The sequence below is a fragment of the Actinomadura parmotrematis genome (assembly GCF_019458805.1).
GTDB classification, from domain to species: domain Bacteria; phylum Actinomycetota; class Actinomycetes; order Streptosporangiales; family Streptosporangiaceae; genus Spirillospora; species Spirillospora parmotrematis.
Genome location: NZ_JAIBOA010000001.1, coordinates 577,180 through 591,061, shown reverse-complemented (window position 1 = coordinate 591,061; position 13,882 = coordinate 577,180). Strand labels below are relative to the sequence as shown.

Genomic DNA, 13,882 nt, shown 5'->3' with positions numbered 1-13,882 from the left:
AGGCCGCGTCGAAGTCGCCGGCGTCGTGCAGGAAGCCGCCGTGGCGGGTGGCGGTGTCGAGCGCGTCGAGGTCCCAGCCGCGATCGGCGGGGAACGGGGTGACGGCGTCGCCGCCGGCGGCGACGAGGCGCCAGAGGTCCTCGGGGGAGGCGATGCCGCCGGGGAGGCGGCAGGCCATGCCGACGATCGCGACGGGCTCGCCGGACAGGGCGTGCGCCACAGCAGCGTCCCCGGTCCCGGCGGCGGGCTCGGCGAGCAGCAGGGACCGCAGGTGGCGGGCGACGGCGCCCGGGGTCGGGTGGTCGAACGCCAGCGTGGCGGGCAGCGGGAGGCCGGTGGCGGCGGTCAGCCGGTCGCGCAGCGCGACGGCGGTGGCCGACGTGAGGCCGAGGTCGCTGAAGGCCGTATCGGCGGGCAGGTCGCCGCGGTCGCCGAGCAGGCCGGTGACCTCGGCGCGGACCAGGCCGGTCAGCAGGCGGTCGCGATCGGCGTCGCCGGGCAGGTCCACAAGGCGGCGGCGCAGGCCGGCGGCCACGCCGTCGTCGGCGGCGACCGCGCGGGCGGGCGCCTCGATCAGGTCGCGCAGCGGGGCCGGGACGCCGTCCGCGCGGACGGCCGCCGGGTCCAGGCGGAACGCGGCGAGGCAGGTCTCGTCCGAGGCGAGGGCGGCGTCCAGCGCCGCCGCGCGCTCCTGCGCGGTGAGGCGTCCGACGCCCGGCGGCGGGCGGTCGCCGCCGTCCGCCGGTCCGACGGCCAGGGACAGCGCGGGGAGGCCGTCCGCCGCCCGGCTCCGCGCCAGGGCGTCGAAGCGGGCTCCGATGCGGGCCTCCTCCTCGCCGCCCGGCGTCCCGAGCAGTCCGGTGGCCGGGGACAGCAGCACGAACGCGTCCAGGTCGTGGCCGGCGGTGAGGTCGGCCAGGTTCGCCGCCCCGGCGAGCGCGGCCGCGGCGTCCCGGCCTGCGGGCGCGTGGACGACGGCGCCGACGGGGCCTTCCGCGAGCGCGGCGGCGAGGGCGTCGCGGTCGGTGGCGTCGTGGGCGAGGGCGGTGACGTCGGCGCCGTGGGCGCCGGACAGGTGGCGGGCGACGGCGGCGCCGAGCGGGCCGTCCGCGCCGGTGACGACGACCCGGCGGCCCCCGCCGAGCGGGCCGCGCGGCCCGCCGTCCGGTGCGGCGGCGACGCGGACGGCGCGCGGTACCAGCAGGACGCCCGCCCGGACGGCCGCCTGCGGCTCGCCCGCCGCCACCGCTTCGGCCGCCAGGGCGTCAAGGTCGGCATCGCCGTCGGCGTCCACGTCGAGGAGGGTGAAGCGGCCCGGATGCGCGGCCTGGACGCACCGCACCACGGCCCACACCTCCGCCTGCTCGGCGTCGGCGGCGGTGCCGGTGCCCGCCACGGCGGCCGCGCCGCGCGTCACGACGACGCGGTGGGCGCCCGCGTTCCGCTCGTCGGCGGCCCACGCCGCGAGCTGTTCGGACAGTTCGCGGCCGGCCGCCGTCACGGGCGCGGCGACCACGGCGGGCGGCGCTTCCGGGAGGCCGGTGCGGGCCGGGGCGGACGGCAGCGGGATCCAGTCCAGCCGGAACAGCGCGTCGTGGTGGCCGCCGCCGGTCGCGCGGAGGCGGGCGGGGCGCTCCAGCAGCAGGCGCCGGGCGACCTTCCCCGACGCCGTGCGCGGCACCTCGGTGATCTCGTACAGCTCCTCGGGCACCTTGAAATAGGCGAGGCGCTCCCGGCAGGCGGCGAACAGCGCCTCGGGGTCCAGGCCCTCCGGCCCCGGCACGACGAACGCCACCGGGACCTCCCCGAGCACCTCGTGGGGGCGCCCCGCCACGGCGACGTCCGCGACGCCCGGCCGGCCGCGCAGCACCTCCTCCACCTCGCCGGGGTGGACGTTCTCGCCGCCGCGGATGATGAGCTCCTTGATGCGCCCGGTGATCGTGAAGTAGCCGGCGGCGTCGCGGCGGGCCAGGTCGCCGGTGCGGTACCAGCCGTCACGGAACGCCCCGGCGGTCTCCTCGGGGCGGCCGTGGTAGCCGAGCATCACGCTCGGGCCGCGGACCCAGACCTCGCCCTCCTCGCCCGGCCCGGCGTCGGCGCCGGTGTCGGGGTCGACCAGCCGCACGCCGAGGCCCGGTACGGGCAGCCCGCACGACCCCTCGACGCGGGCGCCGGTCGGCCAGTTGATGGTGATCGACCCGCAGGTCTCGGTGCTGCCGTAGGCGTCCAGCAGCGGCGCGCCGAACGCCTCCTCGAAGCCGCGGCGGAGCGCGGCGGTGGTGACCGCGCCGCCGACCAGGCACATCCGCAGGTGCGGGGCGGTGAAGCCGTCCTCGCGGGCGGCCCGCACCAGGTGGTGGTACATCGTCGGGACGCCCGCCAGGAAGGTCGAGCCGTCCTCGCGGAGCGCGGCGAGCACCTCGCCCGCGCTGAACCCGTCGAGGATGCGGGCGGTCGCGCCGACGGCGGTGACGGCGAGCACGCACGCGATGTGGGAGAGGCTGTGGAACAGCGGCAGCGGCCAGAGGACGCGGTCCTCGGCGGACAGGCCCGGGACGGGCACGTAGCAGGCGGCGACCGACCACAGGCAGTTGCGCTGGGTGGACACGACGCCCTTCGGGCGGCCGGTGGTGCCGGAGGTGTAGAGCATCCACGCCGGCTCGTCCAGGCCGAGGTCGTCGCGGGCCGGCGTGCCGGGCTCGGTCCCGGCGAGCGCCTCGAACGACAGCGCCCCCGGCAGCGCCGCGAGGACGCCGGCGGACGGCGGGCCGCCCGCGACCACGACGGTGACGTCCGGGCGGTCCGCCAGGACCCGGCCGAGGGGCGCGGCGTGCGCCGGGTCGGCGATGACCAGGCGGGCGCCGCTGTCGTCCAGCAGGTGGCCGAGCTCGGCCTCGGTGAGGCGCGGGTTCACCGGGACGCCGACGGCGCCCGCGCGGACGAGCGCCAGGTAGCCCTCCACCATCTCGACGCGGTTGCCGAGCAGGAGCGCGGCGCGGTCGCCGGGCTGCAGCCGGTGCTCGGCGAGATGGCCCGCCAGGCGCCGGGTCCGGGCGGCGAGTTCGGCATAGGCGACGCCGCGCCGGGCGTCCCGGAAAGCGATCTTCCGGGGCGTCCGGCGGGCGTGCTCCTCCAGCAATTCGGGCAGTGGCCGAATCAGCTCCGTGCGCAGCATTCCGGCGCATCCCCCAAAGAGAGTGGGTCACGGGTGGAAAGTGCTCGGCTATATGTTCGAGCGGGTGTGCCCAGTCTCTTCAAGGAATGGTCGCGGCGATCCCCTAACCGCCCCCCTAACGTTCCTTGCTCACGACCGCGCCCCCGACGGCGCGGGGGCCAGCAGGCCGAGGAGGTCGGCGGGGCGGTGCAGCACCGCGTCCGGCTCCTCGGCGAGCAGCGGGCCGGGCTCGCTCTCGCCCCACAGCGCGGCGATCGCGCCGACGCCGGCGGCGCGGGCGCTGCGCAGGTCGGTGACGGCGTCCCCGACCATGACCGCCTCCTCGGGGCGGGCGCCGAGCAGGGCGAGGGCGCGCTCGACGATGTCGGGCGCGGGCTTCGGGTGCGGCACCTCGTCGGAGCCGATGATGTGCGCGAAGTGGCCGGCGATGCCGAGGGCGCCGAGCAGCGAGCGGGCGCGGGGCCCGCTCTTGCCGGTCGCGACGGCGAGGAGCAGGCCGCGCCGGTCCAGCTCGGCGAGCAGCGGCCGGACGCCGGCGAAGACGGTGACCTCGCCGGCGAGCCGGTAGCTCTCCCGCACGAACGGCTCCTCGATCTCCGCCGGCAGCCCCATGATCCGCATGATGTCGGGGAAGTAGCGGCCGAGGTGGCGGCTGTACTCCTCGAAGGGGGCGGGGCCGTCGCCCATCACCTCGGCGTAGGCGGTGCGGAACGCCCGGCGCATCACCTCGAAGCTGTCGACGAGGACGCCGTCGAGGTCGAAGACGACCGCGCGCGTCGCGGCGCCCGGCAGGTCACCGGCCATGGCCGGCCCCCACCGCCGCCGCCGGGGCGGGCTCCGCGGCCCGGCCCGCCGCGCGGGCCGAGTCGTACAGCCGCCCGATCGCCGCGATCATCTCCCGGGCGGGGCCGATCGCCGCGCCGCGCCGCCCGCCCGCGAGCAGCGCGGGCAGCTCGTCGAGCTGGCGGGTGTACTCGGCGCCGACCGGTTCGCGCGGCACCGGCACGGGCCTGGTGACGCCGCGCCAGGTGCGGGTCAGCGCGGAGACCTCCTGCCGGTTGGTGCTGAACCCGAACGTGCAGCGCAGCGCGGCCGTCCCGGCGCCGCCCTCCACGATGATCGCGGTGACGTCGCGGGCCTCGTGGGAGGCCCAGCTCGTCCTCAGCGCCACCGACACGCCGCCGTCGGTCACCAGGAAGCCGCGGGCGGTGTCCTCGACGTCGCCGGGCCCGGCCGCCGTGTCCGCGCCGCCGGCGTCCTTCCAGCGGGCGCGGCGCGAGGGGTCGTTGACGAAGTCGGCCGAGACGGTGCCGACGACCTGCTCGAAGACGGTCGGCCCGAGGAGCGGCTCGACGGTGTCCAGCAGGTGCCAGCCGAGGTCGAGCAGCGCGCCGCCGCCCGCCTGGTCGCGGCGGACGGACCAGCTCGTCCCGCGCGGCACGCCGTGCGCGCGCACCCAGGACAGGTCCACGTGCCGGATCGGGCCGAGGTCGGCGGCGACGCCGAGCAGCGCCCGCACGTCGGCGCGGTAGCGGGCGGCGCTGCCCGCCAGCAGGACCGCGCCGCCTTCCCGCTCGGCGGCCGCGAGCTGATCGGCCTCCGCGACGCTGAGGCACACCGGCTTCTCCAGGAACACCGGCACCCCCCTCGCCAGCAGCCGGGCCGCGACGGGGCCGTGCAGGTGGTTGGGGACGGCGACGACCGCCAGGTCCAGCGCCGCCGGGTCCAGCTCCTCGACCGAGGCGTGCGCGGCGGGCGCGCCGGCGGCGGCGCGCGCGGCCGGGTCGGGGTCGACGACGGCGGCGACGGTGTACCGCGGGTGCTCGTGCAGGCGGGGCAGCCAGATCTGCCGGCCCGCCCAGCCGAGGCCGACGAGCGCGACGCGCAGCCGCGCGGCGCCCATCACGCCGGCCCCGCCGCGCCGGCCACGGCGCCGGCGACGATCTCGGCGACCCGGTGGATCTGCTCCTCGGTGCCGAGCAGCGTGCGGTGGTGCAGCCAGACGCCGTCGCCGGTGAGCGCGTCGGCGTTCGGGCAGCGGGCCGCCAGCTCCTCGACCGTCGCGTCCGGCGCGCCGGTCTCCCAGAACGCGGCGGTGCGGTAGATGGCGCGGAACACCACGAAGGCGGGCACCCCGCGCGCCACCAGCGCGTCGACGAGCGCGTCGCGGCGCTCCCCGGCGAGGCCCGGCACCCGGAACATCGCCATGTAGTGCGGGACGCGGTCGGCGCGGGCGTCGCGGGCCTGCGGCACGACGCCCGGGATCTCCGCCAGCAGCCGGTCCAGCAGCGGGCCGCGCTCCTCCCGCGTGTCGATCTGCTCGTCCAGGCGGTCGAGCTGGGCGCGGAGCACCGCCGCCGAGAACTCGTTCAACCGGAAGTTGGAGCCCGAGGTGCGGTGGTGGTAGCCGCGGTCGTCGCGCGGCCGCCCGCAGCTGTGCCGCAGGAACGCCTCCTCGTAGGACGCGCGGTCGGGGAAGGTGACCGCGCCGCCCTCCCCCGCCGTCATCAGCTTGCCGTTCTGGAAGCTGTAGGCGGCGATGCTGCCGAACTCCCCGACGCGGCGGCCGTTCCAGCGGGCGCCGTGCGCGTGCGCGGCGTCCTGGATCAGCGGGACGCCGCTGTCGGCCGACAGCTTGGCGAGCCCGTCCATGTCGGCGAGCTGCCCGGCGATGTGCACCGGCATGATCGCGCGGGTGCGCGGGCCGATCGCCGCCGCGGCGGCCGCCACGTCCAGGTTGTAGGTGCCGGGGTCGATGTCGGCCGGCACCGCCACGGCGCCGAGCCGCTGCACCGCCTGCGACGAGGAGATGAACGTGAACGCCGGCACCACGACCTCGTGGCCCGGCCCGACCCCGAGCACCTGGAGCGCCAGTTCCAGGGCGTGCGTCCCGTTGGTCACCGCGAGCGCGTGGCCGGCGCCCTCGTGCGCGGCGAACTCCCGCTCGAAGGCGTCGACCTCGCCGCCGCCCATCCGCCACCACTGGCCCTGTTCCAGCGCGCGGGCGAGCCCCGCGCGCTCCCGCCCGTCGTACTGCGGCCATTCCGGCAATCCGATATCACTCATCTGCGCGCCATCCTCCACGGAATGCTCACCGATCGTGCGGCCAACCGTCCCCAGCGGGGATTTCACCGGCACGGTACCCACGTCGGCGGCGTTTTTCATATCCCCTATTCACCCCCCTAGATTTCCCTTGCCCTAATGCCGCCCGAAGGAATTTCGCGTCCATTGCGGAGGGCATGTTATAACGGCGGTCGTGCAGATCCTTCTGTTGAACGGACCGAACCTCGGGATCCTCGGCCGCCGCGAGCCGGAGATCTACGGGACCGACACCCTGGCCGACATCGAGGAGCTCGTCCGCGCCGAGGTCGCCGCCCGCGGCTGGAAGCTGGTGGCGGTGCAGCGCGAGTCGGAGGGCGAGCTGATCGAGGCGCTGCACGCCCGCTGGGACACGGTCGGCGCGATCGTGAACCCGGGCGCGCTGATGATCGCCGGATGGGGGCTGCGGGACGCGCTGGCCGCCTACCCGCGCCCCTGGATCGAGGTGCACCTGTCCAACGTGTGGGCGCGCGAGGCGTTCCGCCACGAGTCGGTGCTCGCGCCCGTCGCCGACGGGGTGATCGTGGGGCTCGGCTCCCTCGGCTACCGGCTCGCCGCGCGAGCGCTGCTCGCGCTGGTGCCCGAGTGAGCCGCCTGGCGATCGACGTCGGCGGGACGAAGGTCGCGTTCCGGCTGGCCGGCGGGGACCGCCCGCCGCGCGACGCCGCGCTCCGCTGGCCGTCCCCGCCCGGACCCGAGGAGGACTGGACGGCGCTCGCCGCCGAGGTGGCGCGGCTGCGCGCCGGGGCGGCCCCCATCGGCGCCGTCGGCGTCGCGCTGCCCGCCGCCGTCGACCCCGGCGGCCGCGTCACCGCCTGGCCGGGGCGTCCCGGCTGGGTCGGCGTGGACGTGGGCGCGCGGCTGCGCGCGCTGTTCCCGGGCGCCGCGGTGCGCTGGGCCGACGACGGCGACCTCGCGGCGCTCGCCGAGGCCGAGCGGGCGGGCGTGCGGAACGCGGTCTACCTCGGGATCGGGACGGGCGTCGGCGGCGGCGCCGTGGTCGACGGGCGGCCCGTCACCGGCTGCGAGGTCGGCCACCTGATCGTCGACCGGTCCGCGCGGGAGGAGCGGTGCGACTGCGGGCGGACCGGCTGCGTCCAGGCCGCCGCCTCCGGCCCCGCGATCCTGCGGCGGGCGGCCCGGCTGCGCGGCGCCCCCGCCGCCTTCGCCGACCTGCGCGACGGCCTCGCGGCCGGGGAGCGCTGGGCGGCGGGCGCGCTGGAACCCGCCTGGGACGCGCTCGCCGCCGCCGTCACCGGGCTCGGCGAGCTCCTGCACCCCGACATCGCCGTGATCGGCGGCGGCGTCGCCGCGGGCCTGCCCGGCTTCGCCGGGGCCGTCGCCGAGCGCGCCGCCGCGTACGCGCGGCCGGGCTACGCGGCGCCCGCGGTGCGGCCCGCCGGGCTCGGCGGCCTGTCGTCCCTGCACGGAGCCCTGCTGCTGGCCGAACGAGAGGAGGCCCGCCGTGGCCGGAACGGATGAGAGGACGGCGACCGCGCCCCGGATCGTCGACGTGGCGCTGGGCGAGCGCGCCTACCAGGTGCGCATCGGGCCGGGGGTGCGGGCCGAGCTGCCCGGCGTCATCGCCGGCATCGGCGCCCGGCGCGCGGTCGTCGTCTCGGCCCGGCCGCCGGAGTGGACGCCCGACCCCGGCGTGCCGTCCCTGGCGGTCGCGGCGCGCGACGGCGAGCCCGGCAAGACGCTGGCGCAGGTCGAGGAGCTCTGCCGGCGCTTCGCCGACTTCGGCCTGACCCGCTCGGACGCCGTCGTGTCGTGCGGCGGCGGCACCACCACCGACGTCGTCGGCCTCGCGGCGGCGCTCTACCACCGGGGCGTCGCCGTCGTGCACCTGCCGACGTCGCTGCTGGCGCAGGTGGACGCCAGCGTCGGCGGGAAGACGGCGGTGAACCTGCCGCAGGGCAAGAACCTGGTCGGGGCGTACTGGCAGCCCCGCGCGGTCCTCTGCGACACCGAGTACCTGGAGACCCTGCCGGACCGCGAGCGGACCGGCGGCTACGGGGAGATCGCGCGCTGCCACTTCATCGGCGCCCCCGGCCTGCTCGGGCGGCCCGTCGAGGAGCAGATCGCGGCGAGCGTCGCGCTCAAGGCGTCGATCGTCGCCGCCGACGAGCGGGACGCCGGGCCCCGGCACCTGCTCAACTACGGGCACACCCTCGGCCACGCGCTCGAACGCGCCACCGGCTACCGGCTGCGGCACGGGGAGGGGGTGGCGATCGGCACCGTCTTCGCCGGGCGCCTCGCCGGGCGCCTCGGCCGCATCGGGCCCGCCCGCGTCGCCGAGCACCATGAGGTCGTCGCGGCGTACGGGCTGCCGACCGCGCTGCCCGCCGGGATCGACCGGGACGCGCTCGTGCCGCTGATGCGGCTGGACAAGAAGGCCACCGACGGCCTGGCGTTCGTGCTGGACGGCCCGCGCGGCGCCGAGCTGGTGCGGGGCGTGCCCGAGGCCGACGTCGCCGCCGCGCTGGCGGCGATGCCCGCGGAAGGGGCCTGACGTGGGGCGCATCACCGGGACCACCCGGCTGCTGGCCGTCCTCGGCGACCCGGTCGAGCAGGTCCGGGCGCCGGCGCTGGTCAACCCGCTGCTGGAGCGGCTCGGCCGCGACGCCGTCCTCGTCCCGGTGCACGTGCGCCCGCCCGACCTCGCCGCGGTCGTCGGCGGGCTCCAGCGGATCGGCAACCTGGACGGGCTGCTCGTCACCGTCCCGCACAAGATCGAGGTGTGCCGGTTCGCCGCCGAGCTCGGCCCGGCCGCCGCCCTCACCGGCAGCGCCAACGCCCTGCGGCGCGGGCCGGGCGGCCGCTGGCACGCCGACAACTTCGACGGCGTCGGCTTCGTGCGCGGGCTGCGCGCCCGCGGCCACGAGCCGCGCGGACGGCGCGTCGCGCTGGTCGGGGCGGGCGGCGCCGGCGCCGCGCTCGCGGCGGCGCTGCTGGAGGCCGGCGCCGCGCACCTGGCGGTCTGCGACACCGACGCCGGGCGCCTGGACGCGCTGCTCGGCCGCCTCGCCGCCCGCTGGCCGGGCCGCGTCACCGGCTCGGCCGCCCCGCGCGTGGCCGACGCCGGCATCGCGGTCAACGCCACGCCGCTCGGGCTGCGGCCCGCCGACCCGCTGCCGTTCGACCCCGCCCTGCTGCCCCCCGGCGGCGTCGTCGCCGACATCGTCATGAAGCCCGCCGAGACGCCGCTGCTGCGGGCCGCCGCCGCGCTCGGACGCGCCGTCCACCCGGGCCTCCACACGCTGGAGCACCAGCTGGAGTGCTACACGGCCTACTTCGGCCTCGGAGATTGACCGGACCCTATTGCGGACAAACCCGATAGAATTAGTATGGAACCCTCGTACACGTCGCGATGGTCGACAGGGGGTACCCCGTGCGATTCAACCTGCTCGGTCCGCTGGAGGCGGTGCGGGACGGCCGGCCCGTGCCGCTCGGCGGCGCCAACCAGCGGGCGGCCCTCGGCTTCCTGCTGCTGCACGCCGGCGCGGTCGTGTCCACCGGCGACCTCATCCGCGCGCTGTGGGACGACCCGCCCCCGCCCACCGCGCGCAAGATGGTGCAGAACGCCGTCGCCGGCGTGCGCCGCGCGCTCCCCGCCGGCGGCTCCGCCGCGCTCCTCACCGCCCCGCCCGGCTACCTGCTGCGCGTCGACCCCGACCGGATCGACGCGACCCGCTTCCACGCGCTGGTCGAGCGCGGCCGCGCCGACTTCCGCGCGGAGGCGTGGGAGCCCGCCGCGCGGCGGCTGCGCGAGGCGCTCGCGCTCTGGCGCGGCCCCGCCCTCGCCGACGTCGCCGAGGCCGGCGCCGCCTGGCCCGAGCTGACCGTCCTGGAGGAGGCGCGGTTCGCCGCGCTGGAGGACTGCCTGGAGGCCGAGCTCGCCCTCGGCCGCCACCACGAGCTGATCGGCGAGATGACGTCCCTGGCCGACGAGGACCCGGTGCGCGAGCGGCTCTGCGGCCTGCTCATGCTGGCGTTCTACCGCGCCGGGCGGCAGCGCGACGCGCTCGCGGCCTACCAGCGCCTCCGCGGCCTGCTGCGGGACGGCTTCGGGCTCGACCCCGCACCCGCCCTCCGCGAGCTGGAACGCGACATCCTGAACCAGCACCCGCGGCTCACCCTTCGCCCGGCCCCGGCGCGCCCCGGCACGGGCGGCGCATCGATCAGAGCGGCCTGCGCGGGGTCCGCCGCGCCGCCCGCGCGGACGCCGGCCGCCAGGACGGGCGGCGCGCCCGCGCGCGTCCCGGACGCCCGCGCGGACTCCCCCGCCCGCCCCCTCGCCGAGCGCAAGCGCGCCAGCGTCCTGCTGGTGCGCACCCGTGTGGACGTGCTGCACGGCGACTCCGAGTGCGTCGACGAGGCCCTCGACGATCTCGCCCGCGTCATCGCCGAGGAGGCCCGCCGCTTCGGCGGCGCCGTCCGCGAGACGCTCGGCTCGGTGCGGCCGGTCGTGTACGGGTTCCCGCACTCGCACGAGGACGACCCCGAGCGCGCCGCCCGCACCGCCCTCGCCGTCCGCGAGCGGGTGGACGGCCGGGTCCTGGACTTCCTCGGCGTCCAGATCGCCATCGCCACCGGCGAGATCCTCGCGACCTACCGCGACGAGCGCGACCCCGTCCCGGCGCAGCTGTCGGGGACGGTGCCGCACACCGCCGAACGGCTGCTGGCGCACACCCGGCCCGGCACCGTCCGGGTGTGCCACGCGACGGCCCGCGCCGTCGGGATGCCGCCGCTCCCCCTCGGCGACTGCCCCTCGGCCGGCGACGTCCCCGCCGAGTGCGGCCGGGAGCTGGTCCTGCCGGCGCCCGCCCCGGCGGCGCCGGACGGCGCGCCGCTCCTCGGCCGGGAACGGGAGCTGGAGGTGCTGCGCGGGGTCCTCGGCGACGTGCACCGCAGGCAGCGCCCGCACCTGGTCACCGTCTTCGGCGAGCCCGGCCTCGGCAAGAGCCGCCTGGTCGCCGAGTTCGCCGCGGGCGTCCCGGGACCGGTGCTGTTCGGGCGCGTCCCGCGCCACGGGGGCGGCGACCTCGCGCTGCTCGCGGGCGCCCTGCGGTCGCGGCCGGACGGCGCGGAGGCGGCCCGGCGGATCGAGCGGCTGCCCGTGGAGGCCGGCGCGGCCGCCTGGCGCCGCCACGTCGCCGACCTGGCGATGGACGGGCCCGTCACCGTCGTCCTGGAGGACGTGCACCGCGCCGGCGCCGCCCTCCAGGACCAGGTGGAGGACCTCACCGAGCAGCTCCCCGAGGTGCCGCTGCTGGTCGTGGTGACCGCCCGGCCCGAGCTGCGGCGGCGCGCCGTCCCCTGGGGCTGCGGCAGGCGCGACGTCAGCGAGCTCGCCCTGGACCCGCTGCCCGAGGACGCGACGCGCGCGCTCCTGCCCGCGTCCGCCGACCCCACCCTGCTCATGCTGGTCGGCGGCAACCCGCGGCACGCCGAGGAGTACGCGCGGGCCGTCCGCGGGCACGCCGGCGACGCCTACGACGGCGCCTACGACGGCGCGCCCGTCCCCGGGCCGCTCCGCGCCCTGGTCGCCGCGCGCATCGACACGCTGGCGCTGCCCGAGCGGGCCGTCCTGCGCGACGCGACGGTCTTCCAGCGCCTCGGGTTCCGGGCCGAGGGCGTCGCCGCGCTCTCCGGCCGCCCCGCCGCCGAGACCGCCGCCGTTCTTCGCGACCTGGAGCGGCAGGGCTTCCTCGCCCGCCGGCCCGTCGGCGACGGCGGCGAGCCGGGCTACGCGTTCCGGCAGCCGATCGTCCGCGAGGTCGCGCACGCCCAGATCCCGCGCGCCCGGCGGATCGCCAAGCACCGCCGCGCCATCGAGTGGATCGGCACGCTGCCCCCTGCCGAGGCCGGCCTCCTCGTCCACCACTACCGGCTGCTCGTGGTGCTGAACTCGCCCCGGCTCGCCTACGACACCTCGCGGCAGGCCCATCACGCGCTCCTCGCCGCCGAGCGCCGGGCCGCCGCCGCGGGCGCCCACGAGGTCGCCGCCCGCTGCCGGCACGCCGCCCTGGAACTCCGGCGCGGGCGCTCGCGCCCCACCCCGGCCTGGGCGGCGTTCCACCGGCCGCTGCCCCGGCGCGCCGACGACCCCACCCTCGCCGCCTACACCTGACCGGCCGGGCGGCCGGCCGGGCGGCCGTCGCGCGGCAGCGCCAGGGCGACGGCGGCGGCGAGGACCAGGAGCAGCCCGCCCGCCGCGAAGCCGATCCGGTAGCCGTCGGTCAGCGCGGCCGACCGGGCCGGGCCGGGCGCGCCGTCCCCGGCGGGCCCGGTCACGGCCGCCGCGAGCGCCGCCAGCGCCGCGAGGCCGAGCGCGCCGCCGACCTGCTGCGCGGTGCCGACCACCCCCGAGCGCACCCCGGAGTCGGCGCCGGTGGCGCCCGCCATGACGAGCGCGGTCGCGGCCGGCAGCACCAGGCCCGCCGAGACGCCGAGCGCCAGCATTGCGGGCAGCACGTCCGCCGCGAACCCGCCGGACTCTGGCACCCGGGCCAGCCACCCGAACGCCAGGACGCCCGCGGCGAGCCCGGCGAGCAGGACGCGCCGCACGCCGAAGCGGGCGATCAGCGGCCCGGCGAGCGCCAGCGACGTCGCCCCGATCACCGCCGAGGCCAGCAGGTAGGCCAGGCCGGTCTCCAGCGAGTCCAGGCCGAGCACCTCCTGCAGGTACAGGGTGACCAGGTACTGGAAGCCGAACATCGCGCCGACGAACAGCGCCGTCAGCAGCGTCCCGCCCGCCCGCGTCCGCGACCGGAGGACCGCCGGGTCCAGCAGCGGCGCCGCGGCCCGCCGCTGGCGCGCCGCGAACCCCGCGAGCAGGACGAGCCCGGCGGCGGCCAGCGCGGCGGGCAGCGCCGGGCCCGGGCCGCCGGGGCCGAGGGCGCCGAGCGCGAACACCAGCAGCATGAGCCCGGCGGTGACGAGCGCCGCGCCGAGCAGGTCGGCGCCGGCGCCCCACCCGAGGCCGCGGTCGGGCGCCAGCGTCCGGCGGCCGAAGAGCAGCAGCAGCGCGCCGATCGGCAGGTTCACCAGGAACACCGACGGCCAGCCGAGCAGCTCGGTGAGCACCCCGCCGCCGAGCGCGCCGACCGACCCGCCCGCCGCCGCCACGAACGCGAGGACCGTGATCGCGCGGACCCGGTCGCGGCCCTCGGGGTACAGCAGCACCGCCATCCCGGTGATCACCGAGCCCGCCATGGCGCAGCCGACGCCCTGCGCGAACCGCGCGGCGATGAGGAGCGCCGCGCCGCCGGCCGCGCCGCAGAGCGCGGAGGCCGCGGTGAACACCGCGATCCCCGTGAGGAACATCCGCCGCCGGCCGAGCAGGTCGCCGAGCCGGCCGCAGAGCAGCAGCAGCCCGCCGAACGCGACGAGGTAGCCGTTGACCACCCACGACAGCTGCGCGCCGGCGAGGCCGAGGTCGGCGCGGATGCGCGGCAGCGCCACCGCCACCCCGGTGCCGTCGACGACGAGCATCAGCTGCCCGGTGGCCAGCACCGCCAGCGCCGCCCGCCGGGAGCGCGCCGGCGTCCCGGCCGCCGCCCCCGTCTCCGCGGTGTCCATCCGGCGCTCCTTTCCGTCGCG

10 protein-coding genes are annotated in these 13,882 nt (G+C 78.4%); 5 read left to right on the top strand and 5 right to left on the bottom strand.

The features are described from left to right. The 4 genes from K1Y72_RS02760 to K1Y72_RS02745 all read right to left on the bottom strand — a co-directional run. Nucleotides 1-3,175, bottom strand: a 3,175-nt coding sequence (locus K1Y72_RS02760) for an AMP-binding protein (protein ID WP_220162821.1), incomplete at its 3' end; no start/stop codon positions are given. Nucleotides 3,176-3,304: 129 nt separating this feature from the next. Further along, the gene (locus tag K1Y72_RS02755; RefSeq protein WP_220162819.1) at nucleotides 3,305-3,979 is read right to left on the bottom strand and encodes an HAD-IA family hydrolase; all 675 of its coding nucleotides are present in this window, start codon (nucleotides 3,977-3,979) and stop codon (nucleotides 3,305-3,307) included. Beyond that, complete coding sequence (locus K1Y72_RS02750) at nucleotides 3,969-5,078, bottom strand: Gfo/Idh/MocA family protein (RefSeq protein ID WP_220162918.1); 1,110 nt, start codon at nucleotides 5,076-5,078, stop codon at nucleotides 3,969-3,971. Before K1Y72_RS02750 ends, K1Y72_RS02755 begins: the two co-directional genes overlap by 11 nt. Continuing rightward, complete coding sequence (locus K1Y72_RS02745) at nucleotides 5,078-6,241, bottom strand: DegT/DnrJ/EryC1/StrS family aminotransferase (protein ID WP_220162817.1); 1,164 nt, start codon at nucleotides 6,239-6,241, stop codon at nucleotides 5,078-5,080. Before K1Y72_RS02745 ends, K1Y72_RS02750 begins: the two co-directional genes overlap by 1 nt. Nucleotides 6,242-6,431: 190 nt before the next feature. Here K1Y72_RS02745 and K1Y72_RS02740 point away from each other — a divergent pair, with 190 nt between their 5' ends. From K1Y72_RS02740 to K1Y72_RS02720, 5 genes are all read left to right on the top strand, one after another. After that, nucleotides 6,432-6,863, top strand: a complete 432-nt coding sequence (locus tag K1Y72_RS02740) for a type II 3-dehydroquinate dehydratase (protein WP_308286847.1) — start codon at nucleotides 6,432-6,434, stop codon at nucleotides 6,861-6,863. Then, the gene (locus K1Y72_RS02735; protein WP_220162816.1) at nucleotides 6,860-7,756 is read left to right on the top strand and encodes an ROK family protein; all 897 of its coding nucleotides are present in this window, start codon (nucleotides 6,860-6,862) and stop codon (nucleotides 7,754-7,756) included. The genes K1Y72_RS02740 and K1Y72_RS02735 overlap by 4 nt, the downstream gene beginning before the upstream one ends. After that, on the top strand, nucleotides 7,740-8,789 hold the full coding sequence (locus tag K1Y72_RS02730) for a 3-dehydroquinate synthase family protein (RefSeq protein WP_220162815.1): 1,050 nt from the start codon (nucleotides 7,740-7,742) through the stop codon (nucleotides 8,787-8,789). Before K1Y72_RS02735 ends, K1Y72_RS02730 begins: the two co-directional genes overlap by 17 nt. 1 nt (nucleotide 8,790) lies before the next feature. Continuing rightward, nucleotides 8,791-9,588, top strand: a complete 798-nt coding sequence (locus K1Y72_RS02725) for a shikimate dehydrogenase family protein (RefSeq protein WP_308286846.1) — start codon at nucleotides 8,791-8,793, stop codon at nucleotides 9,586-9,588. Nucleotides 9,589-9,668: 80 nt separating this feature from the next. After that, entirely contained in the window at nucleotides 9,669-12,410 is a 2,742-nt protein-coding gene (locus K1Y72_RS02720) for an ATP-binding protein (RefSeq protein WP_220162814.1), read from the top strand. Here the strand turns inward: K1Y72_RS02720 and K1Y72_RS02715 are convergent. Next, nucleotides 12,401-13,861, bottom strand: a complete 1,461-nt coding sequence (locus K1Y72_RS02715) for an MFS transporter (protein ID WP_220162813.1) — start codon at nucleotides 13,859-13,861, stop codon at nucleotides 12,401-12,403. The genes K1Y72_RS02720 and K1Y72_RS02715 overlap by 10 nt on opposite strands. Nucleotides 13,862-13,882: the final 21 nt, after the last annotated feature.